Raw genomic sequence first — 18,821 nt, forward strand, 5'->3', positions numbered from 1 at the left:
CGGGCCACCGACGGCGGAGCGGGGCTGACAGCCGTCGCGGGCCGGCCCCTTCGGCACGGCCGGAACCGGTCGCTGCCCCTCACCGCGCCGGCTCCGCCGCGCGCAACTCGCCCAGCAGGTCCTGCCGTGCCGACAGGAGAACGGGCAGCGCAGTCGGCATCCTGTTCACTCCTCGCCCGCCCCGATGTCCAGCCACCGACCGCTGCGCGGCCGCTCAGCGTCGACCGGCTCGCCCTGTGATCGCGAGCGGATCCGTGACCTCGCCCCCATGGCCCCTACTCCTTCGGTACTAGGAAATTCGGCAACTGCCTAATTGAAGAACTCTGCAATGCTAAGCCGGGTGAAGCTCCCGGTGGGGACCGCTCGCCATAAGCGGCGCCACCGTTTGCCGGAGGCGGACCGACGTGTCTGTCGCTACGGGATGACGATCACGGGGTGCCGCGGTTGCCGGGCGAGGCGGCTGCCGACGCGGCCGAAGAGCTTGGCGGTGACGCTGCGACTGGCGCCGACGACGATGGCGTCGGCCGCGTACCACCTGCTGATCTCTTCGAGTTCGTGGCAGATGTCGCCGCGGGTGTGGACGGCGACCCAGGGCACCTGTATGAGCTGCCCGGTACGGGCCAGGGTGTCGGCCAGACTCTGGCTGTTGTCCTCGGGGAGGTCGAGGCGGGCCATCGGCTCGCCGCCCTCCCACCAACTGGGGCTGGGCAGCCGGTGGGTGACGTGGACGACCACCAGGCCCCGGCCGGCGCGGTGTGCCATGCCGCTGGCGTAGGCCAGAGTGCGCTCGTCGGAGGGAGATCCGCTGTATCCCACGACGATTGCGTGCCGGAAGGGATCGTGCCGGAGCGGAAGCGCCGCCCCGGGGTCGGGTGCCGCGTCGGGCAGGGGCGGACGGCGCTCGCCGCTGTGGCGTTTACGCGGTAGCCACTGGCTCATGGGGTCATTCCTGGTGTAGGAGGCGGAAACTCTCGGTGGCCGCAGGAGGTCTCGGGCGATCGTGCGGGCCGCAGGGAAGGGACGGGGCTCAGCAGGCGGTCGGGGCGGGCGGTGGCGAATCGGTGGCCAGGACTCAGTCAGGGCTGCTCGGCAGTACCGCCTGCCGATGCCGCGAGAACCGTCTGCAACCGGGTGGCGGTGACGATGCCCAGGGCGAAGCCGTCGTCGTCGACGACGGGCAGAGCCGTCAGCGAGCGCTCACGCAGGTCGGCGGTCACGTCCGCAGCCGGCATGCCGGGGCGCGCGAACGCGCTGTGGTCATGTGCCATGTCACGAACGCGGGTGTTCTCGGTGTACCCGGGCTTCGCTCCATGGGCGGCGAGCTGATCGCGGGTGACGATGCCGGCGCATCGCCCGGTGTCGTCCCGGACGGGGACGAATTCGGTGTGCGACCCCCGGAGTACGTCGAGGGCCCTGTCGATGCTGCTGTGGTCACTGACCTGGATTTCTGGCGCGAGCATCGCGTCGGCGGCGGTGGGGTGCGTAGAGGAGGGCATCGTCGGCTCCGGGGACAGGAGGGCCACAGCGTCAGGCCGGGCGAGGTCGAGGTCGAGGGGGGAGGATCGCGGCAGGCGTCGCCTGGAGACCCGCGAGGAGGTCGGCCTGGCCCGCCAGGACACCACTGAGGATGCAGCGGGCCGCGGTCAGCAGGTTGGTCACCTCGGGGTGGTGAGGCGGTAGTGGACGGTGGAGCCTTCCCTGCGCGTGGCCACCAGATTCGCGCGGCGCAGGATGGCCAGCTGCTGCGACAGGTGGGCGGCTTCGACGCCGACCTCAGGGAGCATCTCGGCCACGGTGTACGAGCGCGAACTGAGCAGTTCCAGCACGCGGATGCGCACCGGGTGACCGAGGGTTTTGAAGAACTCGGCCTTGAGCTGGTACAGCGGTGGTGTGCTCACGCCGTGGCCAGGTCGGCCAGGGCGGAGCGGAGGTCGGGGTAGATCCGGATGAACCCGGTCGTGTCTCCGCTCAGCAGCGGAGCGGGGCGGTCGAGCAGTCCGCACACGGCCAGCCCGCTCTGGGCGGCGCGCAGCACGGCGGCCTCCCCCTCCGTGCTCCAGCCGAGCAGGCCGGACATGTCGAGCACGAGGATGCCGTTCGAGCGGGAGCGGACCCAGTCCACGGCCCCGTCGAAGCGGTGCGTGTCCTGACTGCCCAGGAAGCCGAACAAGTGCAGCACGCCCACGCCGTCGTGCTCCGTGGAGTCCCAGCGCATGCTCACCACCGCCCCAGTCGCTGCCAGAAGCGCAGCGGGCCGGTCCGCGCCGGCTTGCGGCGGGTGCCGGACATGGACTGGACGAGGCGGGAACTCCCGCATCGTGAACACCGTCCCTGGCTGTCCAACGCGGAGGGCCGGCACAGCAGTCCGCACGCCGAGCAGAGCAGGACGGGAGCACTCGTGCCGCGAATCGGCGTGACGCGCATCGCACCTCCTAGGTAATCCATCAATTGCCAATCTTAGCAACTGATAACGTACGCAGCCAGTGACTGTCCCTTCCGGGGCGGGGCGGGGCAGCCGCATCCACCGCTGAAGTACCGGCGGGGAAGCACGACTTCACATGACGTCGCAGTCGCGTGGGGCGGGTGCGACGGCAGGCACGGGAGGCGATGAATGAGTGAAGGACACGAGTCCGCGTTGCGTCGGCTGGCGGCGGAGCTGCGGCAGGCGCGTGTCGAGGCGGAAGGGCGCGGGGACGCGTGGTCGGCCGCCGTGCACACTGTGGATCTCGAGGAGGTCGAGCGCGTGGGGCGTGAGCTGGGCGTGGACCTCACGGGCGGGGTGGACCAGGCCGGTGCGGTGCGAGGCTGATGAGCCGATCGCGGCCGGGGTCCTTGTCTCTGTCTCCGTCCTGCGCGGGCGCGCAGGCGGAGGACCGGGTGGCGGGACATCCCGGACGACTGCCGATGAGGCGACCCTTGCTCCGGCTCGTCGCGCTGACGTTCCGTGAGGCACTGTCTCTCCCAACGGGATGGACGGTGACAGGCTCCGCGGAGACGATCACCGACGCGTACCGACAGGACCGCTACTGCCTGCCGCTGCGGGCGCGGCCGGACGACCGGTATGAGCAGCTCGTGCGGATCCGTCCACGGATCGGCACCGGATACCGCCTCGTCCGCGACGTGTCCTGACGGACGCGGTCCTCTGAAAGTCACCTCGCAGAGTGCCCGGCCCACCCGTCCGACCTGCTCCTACGGCCGGGGCCCGGGACTGTTCCACGGAAGACCAGCACCAGCCCGGACACGGAGGCCGGCTCACATGACTCCCAGCAGCCATCCCCGCATACCCTCTCCCGGCAGGCCACGGCCTGCCTTCGGTCTCCAGGCGCACGTCCGCACGGCTTGTGCTCCCACGGTGGCCGCCGTCATCGCCTGCGTCCCGGGAGCGGTCATGACCGAATCGGACCATGACCCCGACACCGACCTGTGTCGCATCAGCGCCGACACCGACGGCCTCCTCTCCCTGCTGCGGCTGCGCACGCTCCTGCGTGAGCGCCTCGGTACGGAACTGATCCACCTGGGCGATCCGGTCCTCGACGCCGCGGCCACCGGCAAGATCAGCCAACGGCTGTGTGTGCCCGTCGGCACCGCCCGGGAGCGTGCCCTGCTCGACACCGAGGCCGACCACCGCGTCATCCAGCATCTGATCCTCAACCCCGACAGCGTCGACTCCTGTACGGGCAGGCGCCGCCGTATCGCACTGATCTCCAACGCCTCCGCTGTCGCCGACCTCGGCCCCCTGCCCGCTGCCACCGTCCTGCCGGGCCTGGAATCCACCGCCGCCCACCTGCGCCGCGCCACCGGCCTGGACATCCACCCGCTGCCGGTCACCGCCCACACGCCCCAGGACCTGGCCACCACGGCCGCCGCACTGGCTCCCGGCTTCGCCGCACTGTGCCTCTCGCACACCCATCCCGTCTACGTCGCCGCTGTTCGCGCCGCCTTGGAACACACCGGCACTCCGGTAGTGGACACCACCGGCCACGCCCACGCGGTCGCCGTGGCCGCCGCCACCCTCAATGCCCTGCGCCATAAAGCGGTCCCCACGAGGACCGCCCGCGTGATCCTCGCCGGCGCCGACCGCGGCGGAGACCTCTGTGGCCTCCTCCTCGCCCTCGGTGTCAGCAGCCTCACCCTGCATGAACCCGGCGCACCCCCCAAGGATCCGGCCCGCCCCGCCGACCTTCTCGTCGACCTGACCGGCCTGCCCGCCCCCGAGGACGGCACGCCCGTGCTGCGCGCCAGCCCCCAAGAGCTGCCCCCGCTCCAGGGGACCGCCCACCGGCCGCACCCGCTCCACGCTCTTCCGGCCCTGCTCGCCACCGCTGCACACACCCGGCGTCTCACCCACCACAATCTCCTGACCGCCACCCGTGCCCTGGCCGGGCTGGCCGGCCCTGGCCAGCTGCTTCCTTCCATCGACCAACCCGGGGTCGCCCAGGCCCTGACCGCCGCGCTGGCCCGCGACCCGGCGCACTCCACCGATGCCTGAGCCCGCGACCGCCGCAGGACACCCATGACGAACCCTCACTCGGGGGCAGCCCGAGCACATCACGGACAAAGACACCGCGACGAACCGTCCGCCGCCTGGCCGCTCTGACACCGAGGCTGCGCGGCTGCTCTCGGGCCACCCAGGGCGGCGGGTGTAGTCATAACGTGAAGGGGGCCGCGTCTGGCACGCCGTGCACATGAAGGAGTACGGCCGCCTGACCGTGCGCGCCCCGGCGCAGGCTGTGGCGCCGTCCGTCCGTGACGTTCGCTTCGCCCGCAAGATTGATACAGGCACACTGCGAGTGGAGCGTGACGGGCTTGCTACGACTACGTCGCCGTCATGCGCTCGGTCGAGGACAGCTGTCAGCGGCTGGGCATCTTGGAGATCGACTTCGTCTTCGTGCACGACACCGGCTCCGATCGCCTTGGCGACACGACGCATGGGAGCAGCAGTTCGACCTGGCAGTGAACGGCTGCTTTCGGGCTCTCGCCGAGTCACATGACCAGGGGGTCATCTACGCGTGGGACCTGGGCAACAACGTTGTGGAGCCCGAAGCGCGATCAAGGAGGCGGACCGCGACATCATCCAGACCGCCGGACGATACACACTTCTTGAGCAGCCGGCACTCGACGAGTTGTTCCCCCTGTGCGCCGAGCGCGACATCCCCGTCATGGTCGGAGACGTCTACAACTCCGGCATCCTGGCCGGCGGAAACCGTTACGACTACACCGAAGCCGCACCGGACATGATCGCGAAACGGGACCGCATCCAGCGGATCTGCGTCGGCCACGGCGTCGACATCCGGGCGGCGGCACTCCGGTTCGGCGCTGCTCACCCTGCGGTCTCAACCGTCCTGGCCGGTGGCAAGTACCCCGAAAGGGCCCGCGAGAAGGCTGGGTTCATGTGTGTCGCCGTACCGTCGGCGTTGTGGCAGGAACTGAAGGGCGAGGGAAAGATCTTCCTGCCGGCTTCGGTGCCCTGGGAGTCGGTAGGCACGCTGGGAGCGGTCTTGACGCTCTGCGCGTCGATGGCGCAAGCCGTGGGCTCGGCAGCGCGTCCTTTCTGCTCACGGACCATTCGGTGCAGGCGGACGCCGAGTTCGCTGACCTGGAACCACCTACTCACGGATTAGGAACTGCCGCGGGACTTGAAGTCCGTCGGTTGCAGAGCCGTCGCCACGGCCGCGACACCCCTCGTGACCTGCGCTGTACCAATGTGCCAACTATCTCTCTGAATCTGCGCCACCCGCGCTGAAGTTACTTGGCATCAGTGCAGGTCACGAACGTTGCCTAGTGCCAACTATCAATCCTGGTCACAGGCGGCGGTTGTCAACGAGCGACGCTCCTGCCGTCGGCCGGGGCGTCGCGCGAGATGATCCGTTTCAGGATGCCTTCTGGTCGGCGGGTTTCTGGATCCCGGTGGTCACCCGTGCCCCTCGGACGAGCACCGGGAGCCACAGGAGACATGCCATCAGGGGGACCGCGGCGTAGGTGGCCATGCCCGCACTGGAGCCGAACTCGTCCATGAGCGCGCCGAGGACGAGATAGCCGATGCCGATGAGCGCCGACTCCACGAACGCGATCATCGACAGCAGGCTCGCCCGGTGGCGCGACGGCACCGCCTCGTTGAACACGTTGTCCACGATCACGGCGGTGATCTCGGGAATTCCGACCAGGGCCAGGAACGCGGCGATGGTGACCCAGACAAGGCCGAGGCCGCTGAGGCCGAGCGCCGCGGCGAGCGTCAGGAGAGACACCGGGACGACGGCCCGATACCCGATGCGCCGGTCCGCGCGGTCCGACAGCAGCGGAGTGAGTCCGCCGGCGAAGAATCCCGCCGCTATGACCACGCCGACCAATGCGGTGCCCGCTCCCTGATCGGAGAGGGTCTTCTGGGTAAAAATGATGTACGGCGTCAACGTCGCGTGCATCAATCCGGACACCATGACAAGCGTCACGAGCGCCGGCGTGGCGACCCGGAGCATCGCCCGCCACGCTGTGGCGTCGCCGTGCTCCTCGGCTCCGTCCTGCTCGTCCACCGCGTCCGCGCCACGGATCTCGGGCACCCGTGACATCAGCACCACCACGGCCAGGACAAGGCACGCCGCCGAACCGACGTAGACGACTCCCCAGGAAATCTGCTGCAGTTGGCCGCCGAGGACGATGGCGGCTCCCGAGGTGACCGTCCCGAGCATGGTGAACCGGGACTTGATCCTGACGTAGTCGGCCGTTGCCCCACGACGCACGAGCAGGTCGTACAGCAGGGCGGTGTCCGAACCGGACACACACGCCATGCCCACGCCCTGGCCGATGAACAGCGGCAGGAACACCCAGTAGTTGGAGGACGCCACCTGACCGAGCAGGCATCCGGCTGTCAGCATCTGGCCGATCACGATGCTGGCACGCCTGCCTATTCGGTCGGCGATGACTCCCGTCGGCAACTCCGCGAGTCCACTCACCAGGTAGAGCAGTGTCTGCAGAAGGGCCACTTGCCCGACGGAGAAGCCTCGCTGATAAAGGAAGATGACGAATACGCCGCGCTGGAACAGCGTGTTGGCGAGCACGGCGTATAGGTAGAACGGGCGCGTCACACCTCGTGCTGCGTCGTCGACTGCAGCCGACCCGTCAAGGGCCTCCGTGGTGCCGGTCATGCCGCGGGCTCCCTGGTGACTCCGGTGATCATCAGTGCTGGGCCTCCGCCGCCGACCGGAACCTCCAGTCCATGCTTCGCGCACTATATTGGGCGGTCTCCAAGCCCGATGGTCGCGCGGCAGACTCGGGTGCCCCGGGAACTCGCGGGCGCCATCGTCACCTTCGAGTCCCGCACTCGGTCAAGGCCACCATCACCTGGTTCGTAACGGCAAAGAGGGCCCACCGCAACGCGGTGACCAGGACGAACCAGCCCACACCCACCTGCAGCCCGCCGCCCTGCTCCGCGATCCGGTCCGCGGTGTCCTCCGGGGTGGAGATCCGGCGACCGCGAGTGGATGATCGCCGGGTCGATCCGGGGTTCGCGGCGCGGTGCGGCACCAGCCACGCGGATGCGGATTCAGTCAGCCGGCGGACACATAGACCTTTCGCAGGGGGGAGCGGACCTCCCACTCGGTCCGTTCCCCCGCGTGCAGACGTACGACGACGCCAGGGGTGAGCTCGATGCTCTCCCCGGTCTCGAATCGCACGGTCGCGTCTCCTTCGAGTACGACGAAGAGCTCGTCGACCTCGACATCGCGGACCGTGCCGACGGTCAATGCCCACAGGCCGAGTTCCGCGCCGCCCACCTCACCCAGAGTCCTCGCGGCTGCCACTGGGCGTCCGGCGAGGATGTCGCCCTCCTCCAGCGGCAACGGGGTGAGCTCGACCTCGTGTGCATTGACCCAACGGTCCATCACGACACCACCATCCTTGGATTCACATCCTGTCAGTTCTCCTCGATCATGAGGTCGGCCGTCGGAACCATGGCGCATGAGCAGGTCGAGCCCGCACACGCGAAGGTGCTCGTCTGCATTCCTGGGGGTGGTTGCCATCCTTGTATTTCGACGTGGCGGTCGAACGACGCGTTGACGTCCCAGCCGCCGACCAGCTTGCTCAAGCTGCGGATCGAGGTACCCGCCCACTACGGGTCGGTCGAGGCAGACCCGCGGCAGGTCATGAACGCCAGGGCCCTCCGACACGACGATGTTCGTCGTGTGATGAGCCCGCGCGTGCCCCTCGCCACCCAGGACCGCGGTGACCGCCGCCGGCCCGACGGCCGTTTCGAGACCGAAGGCGCCGGCGTCCCACACCGCGTCCTCGGTGAGGACTTCGCCGAGCCGGTCCAGCTCGTGGTCGTCCATGATGTGACCCCACAGGGCCAGCACCCGTGCTGTTTCGACGGTGTCCTCGTTCGTGGGTCTCATGTCGTCGTTTTTCTCCTCCGTGCCGCACGAAAAGGTTCAGGCGCCGCTGAGCATGGCGAGGGCCTGGTCGTATGCGCCGTTGGCCTCCGCGTAACGGACGAACTCGGCGCGCTCAACGACGAGTTCCTTGGCGTCCGGCTGCTCGCGCAGAAGGCCGAGGGTCTCGGCAAGGAACTCGTCCAGCGGCATGGAGTTCGGGGAGTCCTGCTGGCCGAGCAGGGTCGTGCGCACGCCGGGCGGAGCCACCTCGATGACCTGGACGCCGGCGTCGGCCCCGGCGAGCTGGACGCGCAGGCTCGCGGAGAAGGAGCGCAGGGCTGCCTCGGTCGCGTTGTAGGTGGGGGTGATCGGCAGTGGGACGAAGGCCAGCGCGGACGTGATGTTCATGACGGCCGCGTCGTCCTTGCCGATCAGGAGGGGCAGGAAGGCGTACGTCACCCGGATCGTGCCGAGCAGGTTGACCGTGACGTGGTCCTCGGCGATCGAGAGGTCGGCCGGGTCGAGGAGGTTCTCCCGCAGCATGATGCCGGCGTTGTCGACCAGGACGTTCAGCTTCGGGTGACTCGTCGCCGCGGTCTCACGGGCCCGGGCGATCGAGTCGGGGTCGGCGACGTCGAGAACGAGCGCGTCGATGCCCGGGCGCTGGGCCGTGATCTCGTCGAGGAGTTCCTCGCGCCGACCGGCGACGATCACCTTGTTGCCCTCCTCGTGCAGGCGTACGGCGAGTCCGCGGCCGATGCCCGAGGTGCCGCCGGTGATCGGGATCGTGTTGCCGGTGATCTTCATGGGGGTTCTTCTCCTTGGCTGTGGCGGCCCGGTGAGCGCCCGCGGTTCGGCCGTAGGAGCGCCTGTGCGAAGGCGGGAGAGGAAGGTTTGTCCATGGATCGGCGGTCCCTGCCTGTACCCGCTCCGCCGGAGGACTGGAAGGCCCAGGAATCCTTCACCGGGCCGCGCGTCCGCGGCGGCTACGAGGTCGGCTGTGAGTGGCGGAACGGGAAGGCCACGGCGTACGTCATCGTGGCCGACCGGGCGCGGAACCGGAGCGACGTCACCGTGCGGGTGAACGGTGCTGAGGAGGAAGAAGGTTTGTCAGGGGGTGAGTCCCGCGTCGCGGGCCAGGAGGGCGCGGCCTGGACGCGGTTGGTGACCTCCAGTGCGGTCAGGACGCGGCTGACGTGGGCTTTGACGGTGCTCTCGCGCATGCCGAGGCGGGTGGCGATGTCGGCGTTGGTGTCGCCGTGGGCGAGGAGGGTGAGTACGTCGCGTTCGCGGGGGGTGAGCCGGTCCAGCCGGGCTTTGGCGGCGGTTGCCTCGGGCTGGTTGGTGGCGTGGTAGCGGTCGATGAGTCGGCGGGCGGCGGTGGGGTGGAGCATGGCGGAGCCGGCGGCGACCAGGTGGACGGCGCGCAGGATTTCGGCGGGGTCGGTGTCCTTGAGCAGGAAGCCGTCGGCTCCGGCGGCGAGGGCGTCGTAGACGTACTCGTCGAGGTCGAAGGTGGTCAGGGTGATCACCTTCGGCGGGTGGGGGAGGGCTCGCAGCCGGGCGGTGGCGGTGATGCCGTCCATGCGGGGCATGCGGACGTCGACGAGGGCGACGTCGATGTGGTGGGCGGTGGCCTGTTCGATGGCTTCCAGGCCGTCGGTGGCCTGGGCGACGACCTCGATGCCGGGGTCGTCGGCGAGGAGGTCGGCCAGGCCGAGGCGGACCAGGGCGTCGTCGTCGACGATCATGGTGCGGATCATGTGCGGGTGCCGTTCTGTTGGACGCCGGCGGGGTGGGGGATGCCTGCGGTCAGCCGCCAGGCGCCCGCGCCGGCCGGTCCGGAGTCGAGGTGCCCGCCGAGGGCGGTGACGCGTTCGCGCAGGCCGATGAGTCCGTATCCGCTGCCGACGGTGTCCGTGCGGGGAGCGCCGGCGGGGTTGGTGACCTCGACGAGGGTGGCGGGCGGCCCGTAGCCGATGCGCACGGTCACCGCAGCGCCGTCGGCGTGCTTGCGGGCATTGGTCAGAGCTTCCTGGACGATGCGGTACACGGCCAGACGGTGGGTGGTGGGAGCCTGTTCGGGACGGCCGTCGGTGGTCAGGTCGATGTGCTGGCCGGCGGCGCGCGCCTCGTCGGCCAGTACCTCCACTTCCCTCATCATCGGTGTGAGGGTGTCGCCGGCCGGCGCGGCGTCGGGGTCGCGCAGCACGCCGAGAACGTCGCGCAGATCGGTGAGTGCCTCGACGGAGGTCGTGCGCAGCAGTGCGAGGCGTTCGGCGACCGGTGCGGGCAGTGTGTCGCTCCGGGTGGCCAGGGCACCGGTGTGCAGGGCGATCAGGCTCAGGCGGTGGGCCAGGACGTCGTGCATCTCGGCGGCGATTCGGGACCGTTCCGTGATGCGGGCCGCCTCCTCGCGCAGCCGCGCCTCGACGCTCAGGTGCTCGACGTCGGCCGCCAGCGCCAGAAGCAGACGGCGCCGGCTGCCCAGCCACAGCCCGACGAGCACGGCCAGCACCGGCAGGACCACCGTGGCCGCGTAGGACTGGCCCGTCCACAGGGAGGTGGCCCGGTAGCTGAGCAGGTTGGCACCCAGCGCGGCGACAGCACAGCCCACCGCGATCCGCGCCCGGCGGTCCACGGCCAGGTCGTACAGGACGACCGCCAGCATGGGCAGCAGCAACGATCCCCACCAGGCCGTGGCCACGGTGACCAGTACCGGAGCGGCGGGCCAGCGCAGCGCTGCTGCCGAGATTGCTTCAGTGCCGTCGTGCCGGAGATCCGGAAATACTCATCCGCCTGCCTGGAGCCGTACTGGCACGCGAAGTGGATAGGGTAATCCGATTGGTAAACTCGCGAGTATGAACCCTCGCGCCCAGCGCCCAGACGAACCCGCCGCCCAGCCGCTGCGCAGCGACGCCGAGCGGAACCGGGAGCGGATCATCGCTGCCGCACGCCGGGTGTTCGCGCGGGACGGACTGCACGCCTCCATGGCCTCCGTGGCCCGCGAGGCGGGGGTGGGGATCGCCACGATCTTCCGGCGCTTCCCCACGAAGGAGGAACTGGTCGCCGCCGTGTTCGCCGACCGCATGGACGCCTACGCCGACGCGGTCGCCGTCGCGCTCGACGACCCCGACCCCTGGCACGGCTTCGTCGGCTACATCGAGACCGCCTGTGCGATGCAGGCAGCCGACTACGGTTTCGCCGACGTCCTGACCACGACCTTCCCCACCGCCAAGGCCATGGAAGAGCGCCGCAACGAGGCCTACGAGGGCATGGTGCGGCTCATCGGCAGGGCCAAGGCCACGGGCCGTCTCCGCGAGGACTTCGACCCCTCCGACCTGGTACTGATCCACATGGCCAACGCCGGCGTCGTCAACGCCACCGGCGACGCCGCCCCCGACGCCTGGCGCCGCGTCGTCGCCCTGATGATCCAGTCCCTGGAAGCGCCCGCCCGCGGCACCCTGCCCCCCTCGCCCGCGCACGAGGCCCTCTACAGGGCGATGCTCCGCAATGCCCCCGCCGGTGTCACCGCACCCGAACCGGGGGAGGGCGGCTGAAATCAGGGCCGGTACCATCACGGCCCGTCGCGGGAATGACCCAGGGGTGCCGGGGGAAGGATGCGGGTGGCGTCGTGGTGGAGGGCGTGCCCCTTCAGGCAGCCCGACAAGGGAGGCGTCGAGTGGACGGCACACAATCAGGTGACCCGGGACTGTTCGGTCCACGGTCCGTGACGTGGCAGCTCCATGCCGACCCCATGATGTGGATCGCCGGAGTCCGCGCGCTGTACTTCCAGGCGCTGCACCCACGCACCGTGCGCGGGGTCACGCAGAACTCCGACTTCGGGAAGGAAGCCTGGGGCCGGCTGATGCGCACCGCGAGCTTCGTCGGCACCACGACCTACGGGACCGTGGACGTGGCCGAGAAGGCGGGCGCCCGGGTCCGGAAGATCCACCGCATGCTGTCCGTCGTCGACCCGGACACCGGGGAGCGGTACGGCGTCGACGAACCCGCACTGCTGCTGTGGGTGCACTGCGCCGAGATCGACTCCTATCTGCATGTCCTGCGGCGCTCCGGATACCCGATCACCGACGCCCACGCCGACCGGTACATCCGCGAACACCTGGTCAGTGCCCGTCTGGTGGGCCTCGACCCCGACGCCGTACCGGCCGACCAGGACGAGTTGCGCGGGTACTTCGAGAAGGTCCGGCCCGAACTGGCCGTAGGAGCCGAGGCACGCGAAGTGGACGACTTCCTCCGCCGTCCGCCGACGCATCCGCTGCTCGTCCCGGCGCGTGAGGTGCTGTGGCGGCGCATGGCGCAGCTGGCGTACGCCTCCCTGCCGCCGTACGCCCACGAGTTGTACGGCAGAGCCGCAGCCGAACCGGCCACCGTCACGCGGCAGTTGCGTGCCACCGGTACCCTGCTGCGCCGCGTTCCCGCACGTCTTCGCTGGCAACTCCCGCCCAAACACGTACTGCGGGCCATGTCACGGCTCGGCCCCGGCTCGCGCCCCGCGCCGTACAAACTCGGAGGATAGCTCGCCATACTGGACGGGCCAGGAGGGTGAACAGGACCGGGGGCGGCAGCACGACATGGCGGACACCAGACTGATCCAGGGCCGGTACCGGCTGATCGATCTGATCGGGCGCGGCGGCATGGGGGAAGTGTGGCGTGCTCGCGACGAGTCGCTGGGGCGGCAGGTCGCCGTGAAGTGTCTGAAACCGCTCGGGCCGCACCACGACCACTCCTTCACCCGTGTCCTGCGGGAACGGTTCCGGCGCGAGGCGCGGGTGGCCGCCGCGTTGCAGCACCGCGGGGTGACCGTCGTGCACGACTTCGGCGAGTCCGACGGGGTGCTCTATCTCGTCATGGAGTTGCTGGACGGGCGCAATCTGAGCCAGCTCCTGGAGGACAACAAGCATCATCCGCTGCGCGTCCCGGACGTCGTCGACATCGCCGACCAGGTCGCCGCCGCCCTCGCCTACACCCACGAACAGGGCATCGTCCACCGCGACCTGAAGCCCGCGAACATCATGCGGCTGACCGACGGTACGGTGAAGATCTGCGACTTCGGCATAGCGCGCCTCGGTCACGACATCGGCTTCACCTCCCGGCTCACCGGCACCGGAATCGCGATGGGCACCCCGCACTACATGTCGCCGGAGCAGATCAGCGGTGGCGAGGTCGACCAGCGCAGTGACCTGTACTCCTTCGGCTGCGTTCTCTACGAACTGGCCACCGGGGTACCGCCGTTCGACCTCGACGACGCGTGGGCGGTGCTCATAGGGCACCGTGACACCCCGCCGGAGCCGCCGCGCAGCCACCGCTCCGAGATCCCCGAGTTCCTGGAACGGGCCATCCTCGCCCTCCTGGCCAAGCTCCCGGAGGAACGCCCGCGCGACGCGAGGGAGTTGGCCCGCCGGATCAGCGCGGGCCGGGCCACTCCGCTGTACGTGCCGACGGTCGTCACCCCGCAACCCCAGTTCAGGCACCCCGAGCCCGCCGCCCGTGACGCCCGGCTGCCGTCCTGGACCCGGGGCATGACCACCGGGCACAAGGCGACCGGCGCCGGGGTCGGCACCGCGCCCCCGGACCCGTCGGCCGGCCTCACCGGTGACTGGATCGCCCGCCCGGTCACCGGCTGCCCCGAGGAACTCCTGCCGCAACTGCCGCCCGCTCCCTCGCCGCAGACGCTCACCGCGCTGGCCGGGCGGCACAACGCGGGCCTGAGTCTTGGACGTCTCGGCCGGTGGGCCGAGGCGGGCGAGGTGCACCGCGCGGTCGCCGCCGAACGCGAGCACCTCCTCGGACCCGTCCATCCCGAGACCCTCGCCAGCCGCTACGAGGTCGGCTTCACCCTCAGCCGTACCGGCCGCGCGGCCGACGCCCTGCGCGAGTACACCCATGTGGCCCGGGAACGGGAGCGGGTGCTCGGCGCCGACCACCCGGACACGCTGGCCGCCCGACAGGAAATGGCTTACGTCCTGGGGCAGTTGGGGCGTCACTTCGATGCGCACCAGGCCTACACGAGTGTCCTGGCCGCCCGGGAGCGCACGATGGGCCCCGACCATCCGGACACCCTGCGCTGCCGCCACAACCTCGCCTTCAACCTGAGCCGCCTGGGGCGCCTGGAGGACTCGTACCGCATGGCCTGCGAGGTGGTGTCGGCGCGCGCCCGGGTGCTCGGCGGCGCCCATCCCGACACGCTGGTCACCCAGTACGAAGTCGCCTACGCGCTCGGCCAGTTGGGGCGCTGGCCCGAGGCTCTCCGGACGTACCAGGAGGTCGCCGGGGCGCGCGCCGAGGCGCTCGGCCCCGATCACCCCGACACGCTCGCCGCCCGCTACGAGGTCGGTATCAGCCTCGGGCGGCTCGGCCGCAGCGCGGAGGCGCTCAAGCTGTACCGCGACCTGATCGACGACCGCACGCGCGTCAACGGTCCCGCGCACCCCGAGACCCTGCGTGCCCGGCACGGTCTCGGTGTCAATCTGGGCCGCCTGGACCGCTGGGAGGAGGCGCTCGCCGAGTCGCGCGACGTGTGCGCGATCCGTGAACGGATCCTGGGCGCCGACCATCCGGACACGCTGGTCAGCCGCCGCGAGGTGGCCGTCGGCCTCGGCTGGCTCGGCCGCTGGCCCGACGCCCTGGCCGAGTACCGGCGGGTCGCCGCAGCCCGCGAACAGGTGCTCGGCGCCGACCACCCCGACACCCTCGCCAGCCGCAACGACGAGGCCCACTGCCTGGAACAGCTCGGCCGGGCCGCCGAGGCCGTCGAGCTGTACCGGAGGGTGGCCGTACTGCGACAGCAGCGGGCGTCCGGTCACTGAGCAGGCGGGCGGCCCCTCGGCCGTACAGCTCTGGCCCGGGTGGATCATCACGTGTTACGAAGAACCATGCCCGCACACGAGCGCCCCGACCGATCCGGCCGACCCGTCCGCCACGACCGATACGACACGGTGATCGTCGGCGGCGGCCACAACGGCCTCGTCGCCGCCGCCTACCTGGCCCGCGCCGGGAAGTCGGTGCTGGTCCTGGAGCGGCTGGCGGGCACCGGCGGCGCCGCCGTGTCGACCCGTCCGTTCGCGGGGGTGGACGCCCGGCTGTCGCGCTACTCCTACCTGGTCAGCCTGCTGCCCCGGAAGATCGTGCGGGATCTCGGCTTGGACTTCCGGGTGCGCGGGCGCACCGTCTCCTCGTACACCCCCGTGGAACGGGACGGCCGGCCCACCGGACTGCTCGTCGGCGGCGGTGAGCGCCGCACCCGCGAGGCCTTCGCGCGCCTCACCGGAGGGGAACGCGAGTACGAGTCCTGGCAGCGTTTCTACGCCATGACCGGCCGCGTCGCCGAAAGGGTGTTCCCCACCCTGACCGAGCCCCTGCCCATCCGTGGCGAGCTCCGCCGCCGCATCGACGACGAGGACGCCTGGCGCACCCTCTTCGAGGAGCCGATCGGCGCCGCCGTCGAAGCGAACTTCGAGGACGACCTCGTACGCGGTGTCGTCCTCACCGACGCCCTGATCGGCACCTTCGCAGACGCCCACGACCCCTCCCTGCGGCAGAACCGCTGCTTCCTCTACCACGTCATCGGCGGCGGCACCGGCGCCTGGGACGTGCCCGTGGGCGGCATGGGCGCCCTGACCGACGCGCTGGCCGCCGCCGCCCGGAACGCGGGCGCCGTGCTGGCCACCGGCCACGAGGCCGTGCGGGTGGACACGGACGGCCGCGCCGCCGAGGTGACCTACCGGACGGCCGACGGGGAGGGCACGGTCGGCGCCCGGCATGTCCTGGTGAACGCCTCGCCGCAGGAACTGGCCGCGCTGACGGGGGAGGCGCCGCCGAGCCCCGCCGAGGGTGCCCAGCTCAAGGTGAACATGCTGCTCACCCGGCTGCCGAGGCTCAAGGACACCTCCGTCGACCCGCGCGAGGCGTTCGCCGGGACCTTCCACATCGCCGAGGGGTACGAGCAGCTGGCCGCCGCCCATGCCCAGGCGACGGCCGGTGAACTGCCCGCCGCACCGCCGTCCGAGATCTACTGCCACTCGCTCACCGACCCGACGATCCTCGGCCCGGACCTCGTCGAGCGGGGCTACCAGACGCTGACCCTCTTCGGCCTGCACACGCCCGCACGGCTGTTCACGCGCGACCACGACGCGGTACGGGACGAGCTCCTGAAATCCACCCTCGCCCAGCTCGACGCCCACCTCGCCGAATCCCTCGCGGACTGCCTGGCCACCGACGCCGACGGACGTCCCTGCATCGAGGCGAAGACCCCCCTCGACCTGGAACGCGACCTGCGCCTGCCCGGCGGCAACATCTTCCACCGCGACCTGAGCTGGCCGTACGCCCAGGAGGACAGCGGACGCTGGGGAGTGGAGACCGGGAACGCGAACGTCCTGCTGTGTGGGGCGGGCGCGGTTCGCGGGGGCGGGGTGAGCGGGGTGCCGGGACACAACGCGGCCATGGCCGTGCTGGAGGCGGACGAGGGCTGAGCGCGGGTTCCGGCGGGTTCGCCGGGTCAGTTCGTGGACGCGGTCCAGCCCACCGCCTCGATACGTGCCGCGTCCGCCGGGCGCGTCTCGTCGAACGCGGTGCCGTCGGTGCCGCGTACGGTCAGGCCGTCCACGTACGCTCCACGGCCGGTGTACAGCCGATCGGTCGTGTACCGCCAGCGCAGGACAAGGGCCGGTGCGGCGGGAAGGTCCGCCGAGAGGCGCTGCCAGACGCGCCCCGACCAGCCGGTGACCGAACCCGTCTGATGCTCGTGCGCGGTGCCGTCCGGGGTCGCTGTCATGAACGGGACCGGCTGCCAGGTCGTGCCGCCGTCGGCAGAGGACTCCAGGACCAGGACGTCCGACTGCGGCTCGGTGTCCCACCACAGGGCGCAGCGCAGACGGGAGCGGGCGGTGGTGGCGAGGGGCGGGAGGGTGAGCGTAGCCGTCGTCGCGCTCGCCATGCCGGAGAACCAGGCCGTACGTCCGTGACGGGGCCGGACCGGCACCGCGCGGGCCAGGTTGTTCGCGGCGGCGACCCGGGGCGCGGACCCGGAGCGCCAACTGCGCACGGGGTGCACGGAGTTGCCGAGGACGACGAGGAAGGAGTCGGTCGTCGGGTCGAGGACGAGCGAGGTGCCGGTGAAGCCGGTGTGCCCCGCGGTGCGGGGTGTGGCCATCGCGCCCATGTACCAGTGCTGGTAGAGCTCGAAACCGAGTCCGTGCTCGTCCCCGGGGAAGGCCGTGTTGAAGTCGGTGAACATCAGCTCGACCGACGCCGGCGACAGGATGCGCGCCCTGCCGTAGGCGCCGCCGTTGAGCAGCGTGCGGCCGAGAACGGCCAGGTCCCAGGCTGACGAGAAGACGCCCGCGTGGCCGGCGACTCCGCCGAGACTGTAGGCGTTCTCGTCGTGCACCTCGCCCCACACCAGGCCCCGGTCGAGGCCGGACCAGGGCGCGCGGGCGTCCTCGGTGGCGGCGATCGCCGGTTTCCAGGAGGCGGGCGGGTTGTAGCGCGTGCGGTGCATGCCGAGCGGAGCGGTGATCCGCTCGCGGAGCTGGGTGTCCAGGGGGAGGCCGGTGATCTTCTCCAGGACCAGCTGGAGCGAGATCAGATTGAGGTCCGAGTAGAGGTACTTGGTGCCCGGCGGGTTCAGGGGCGCCTGGTTCCAGATGAGTTCGAGTTTCTCCTCTCGGGACGGGGCGTTGTAGAGCGGGATCCAGGCGCGGAATCCCGATGTATGGGTGAGAAGTTGACGGATCGTCACCCCCTGCTTGCCGGCCCGCGCGAACTCCGGCAGATACGCGGCGACCCTTCCCTCCAGCTCCAGTGCGCCCCGCTCCAGTTGCTGCACGGCCAGGATCGACGTGAACAGCTTGGAGACCGAGGCGAGGTCGAACACCGTGTCCTCGGACATCCGGATCTGCTCCGAGGCCGGGAACTCGACGCCGGTGTCCGTCTGTTCGTCGTAGGCCGCATAGCGCACCGCCATGCCGATCGGCCGATGGAGGGCCACGGTGGAGCCGCGGCCGGCGAGCAGCACCGCGCCCGCGTACCAGGGGTGGTTCGGGGAGGGGGCGAGGAACGCCTCGGCGTCCGCGACCAGTTGGTCCAGGTGCCGGGGGAGGAGCCCGGCCCGTTCGGGTGAGCCGTGACGCAGGGCCGGGTGTCGGCCCGTTGTCCTGGGGGTGGCCTCGGCCGGTCCGGCGGGGAGGGAGGCGAAGGCCAGGGCGCCGCCCAACGCCATGGTCCGGCCGACCAGCTGACGTCGCGTCAGCCTGTCGCCCGCCGCGTCTTCCGTCATCGAGGGCCTCCCGGCGCACCGTCTGAAAGTATTTTTCGCGACTGTCCCGCAGGGTGAAACATTCGTGTCACCCGAGGCGCGTGTCAACCGTATGCGGGCCGCGAGGGTTCTCACGGCCAAGAATCTGACGGTGTATCAGAAAAGGTCTTCCCTCGTCCGGA

17 protein-coding genes and 4 pseudogenes are annotated in these 18,821 nt (G+C 70.6%); 9 read left to right on the top strand and 12 right to left on the bottom strand.

Annotated elements, in window-relative coordinates; translation table 11 throughout:
* Positions 1-414: 414 nt before the first annotated feature.
* The 5 genes and pseudogenes from OG595_RS40205 to OG595_RS40225 all read right to left on the bottom strand — a co-directional run bounded on the left by OG595_RS40205 (position 415) and on the right by OG595_RS40225 (position 2,424).
* The gene (locus tag OG595_RS40205; protein WP_329280981.1) at positions 415-939 is read right to left on the bottom strand and encodes a universal stress protein; all 525 of its coding nucleotides are present in this window, start codon (positions 937-939) and stop codon (positions 415-417) included.
* A gap of 137 nt (positions 940-1,076) precedes the next feature.
* Positions 1,077-1,496 carry a CBS domain-containing protein gene (locus tag OG595_RS40210; protein WP_329280982.1) on the bottom strand — a complete coding sequence of 140 codons (420 nt, stop codon included), beginning with the start codon at positions 1,494-1,496 and terminating at the stop codon, positions 1,077-1,079.
* Positions 1,497-1,527: 31 nt separating this feature from the next.
* A pseudogene (locus OG595_RS40215) lies at positions 1,528-1,898 on the bottom strand (ArsR/SmtB family transcription factor).
* On the bottom strand, positions 1,895-2,215 hold the full coding sequence (locus tag OG595_RS40220; RefSeq protein ID WP_329280984.1) for a hypothetical protein: 321 nt from the start codon (positions 2,213-2,215) through the stop codon (positions 1,895-1,897). The pseudogene OG595_RS40215 and the gene OG595_RS40220 overlap by 4 nt, the downstream one beginning before the upstream one ends.
* A gap of 2 nt (positions 2,216-2,217) precedes the next feature.
* A complete protein-coding gene (locus tag OG595_RS40225) occupies positions 2,218-2,424 on the bottom strand; it encodes a hypothetical protein (protein ID WP_329280986.1) in 207 nt (68 codons plus the stop codon).
* A 187-nt stretch (positions 2,425-2,611) separates the two neighbouring features.
* Here OG595_RS40225 and OG595_RS40230 point away from each other — a divergent pair, with 187 nt between their 5' ends.
* The 5 genes and pseudogenes from OG595_RS40230 to OG595_RS40250 all read left to right on the top strand — a co-directional run.
* On the top strand, positions 2,612-2,809 hold the full coding sequence (locus tag OG595_RS40230) for a hypothetical protein (protein ID WP_329280987.1): 198 nt from the start codon (positions 2,612-2,614) through the stop codon (positions 2,807-2,809).
* Positions 2,810-2,976: 167 nt separating this feature from the next.
* Positions 2,977-3,129, top strand: a complete 153-nt coding sequence (locus OG595_RS40235) for a hypothetical protein (protein WP_329280989.1) — start codon at positions 2,977-2,979, stop codon at positions 3,127-3,129.
* A gap of 259 nt (positions 3,130-3,388) precedes the next feature.
* Positions 3,389-4,489: a malic enzyme-like protein gene (locus tag OG595_RS40240; RefSeq protein ID WP_329280991.1), complete on the top strand. Its 1,101-nt coding sequence runs from the start codon at positions 3,389-3,391 to the stop codon at positions 4,487-4,489.
* 339 nt (positions 4,490-4,828) lie between these two features.
* Entirely contained in the window at positions 4,829-4,957 is a 129-nt protein-coding gene (locus OG595_RS40245; protein ID WP_329280993.1) for a hypothetical protein, read from the top strand.
* 52 nt (positions 4,958-5,009) lie between these two features.
* Positions 5,010-5,381 (top strand): annotated as a pseudogene (locus OG595_RS40250) (aldo/keto reductase); the annotation flags it as partial.
* 62 nt (positions 5,382-5,443) lie between these two features.
* On the opposite strand, the pseudogene OG595_RS40255 reads toward OG595_RS40250, so the two are convergent.
* From OG595_RS40255 to OG595_RS40280, 6 genes and pseudogenes are all read right to left on the bottom strand, one after another.
* Positions 5,444-5,596: pseudogene (locus tag OG595_RS40255) on the bottom strand (IS5 family transposase); the annotation flags it as partial.
* 274 nt (positions 5,597-5,870) lie between these two features.
* Positions 5,871-7,139, bottom strand: a complete 1,269-nt coding sequence (locus OG595_RS40260; RefSeq protein ID WP_329280995.1) for an MFS transporter — start codon at positions 7,137-7,139, stop codon at positions 5,871-5,873.
* Positions 7,140-7,541: 402 nt separating this feature from the next.
* Positions 7,542-8,384: a cupin domain-containing protein gene (locus OG595_RS40265; protein ID WP_329280996.1), complete on the bottom strand. Its 843-nt coding sequence runs from the start codon at positions 8,382-8,384 to the stop codon at positions 7,542-7,544.
* Positions 8,385-8,420: 36 nt separating this feature from the next.
* The gene (locus OG595_RS40270; RefSeq protein WP_329280998.1) at positions 8,421-9,170 is read right to left on the bottom strand and encodes an SDR family oxidoreductase; all 750 of its coding nucleotides are present in this window, start codon (positions 9,168-9,170) and stop codon (positions 8,421-8,423) included.
* A 303-nt stretch (positions 9,171-9,473) separates the two neighbouring features.
* A pseudogene (locus OG595_RS40275) lies at positions 9,474-10,126 on the bottom strand (response regulator).
* Positions 10,123-11,070: a sensor histidine kinase gene (locus OG595_RS40280; protein WP_443073298.1), complete on the bottom strand. Its 948-nt coding sequence runs from the start codon at positions 11,068-11,070 to the stop codon at positions 10,123-10,125. The pseudogene OG595_RS40275 and the gene OG595_RS40280 overlap by 4 nt, the downstream one beginning before the upstream one ends.
* A gap of 154 nt (positions 11,071-11,224) precedes the next feature.
* Here OG595_RS40280 and OG595_RS40285 point away from each other — a divergent pair, with 154 nt between their 5' ends.
* From OG595_RS40285 to OG595_RS40300, 4 genes are all read left to right on the top strand, one after another.
* Positions 11,225-11,923 (top strand): TetR/AcrR family transcriptional regulator, encoded by a 699-nt coding sequence (locus OG595_RS40285; RefSeq protein ID WP_329281000.1) that lies wholly within the window; start codon positions 11,225-11,227, stop codon positions 11,921-11,923.
* 170 nt (positions 11,924-12,093) lie between these two features.
* On the top strand, positions 12,094-12,903 hold the full coding sequence (locus OG595_RS40290; protein WP_443073299.1) for an oxygenase MpaB family protein: 810 nt from the start codon (positions 12,094-12,096) through the stop codon (positions 12,901-12,903).
* 55 nt (positions 12,904-12,958) lie between these two features.
* Positions 12,959-15,193, top strand: coding sequence for a serine/threonine-protein kinase (locus OG595_RS40295; RefSeq protein WP_329281004.1), 2,235 nt, complete (start codon positions 12,959-12,961; stop codon positions 15,191-15,193).
* Positions 15,194-15,259: 66 nt separating this feature from the next.
* Positions 15,260-16,855 carry a phytoene desaturase family protein gene (locus tag OG595_RS40300; protein ID WP_329281006.1) on the top strand — a complete coding sequence of 532 codons (1,596 nt, stop codon included), beginning with the start codon at positions 15,260-15,262 and terminating at the stop codon, positions 16,853-16,855.
* 26 nt (positions 16,856-16,881) lie between these two features.
* Here OG595_RS40300 and OG595_RS40305 read toward each other — a convergent pair whose 3' ends face one another.
* Positions 16,882-18,660, bottom strand: coding sequence for a serine hydrolase (locus OG595_RS40305; RefSeq protein ID WP_329281007.1), 1,779 nt, complete (start codon positions 18,658-18,660; stop codon positions 16,882-16,884).
* Between the last annotated feature and the right edge of the window lie 161 nt (positions 18,661-18,821).

This window comes from Streptomyces sp. NBC_01451, assembly GCF_036227485.1.
GTDB lineage: Bacteria > Actinomycetota > Actinomycetes > Streptomycetales > Streptomycetaceae > Streptomyces.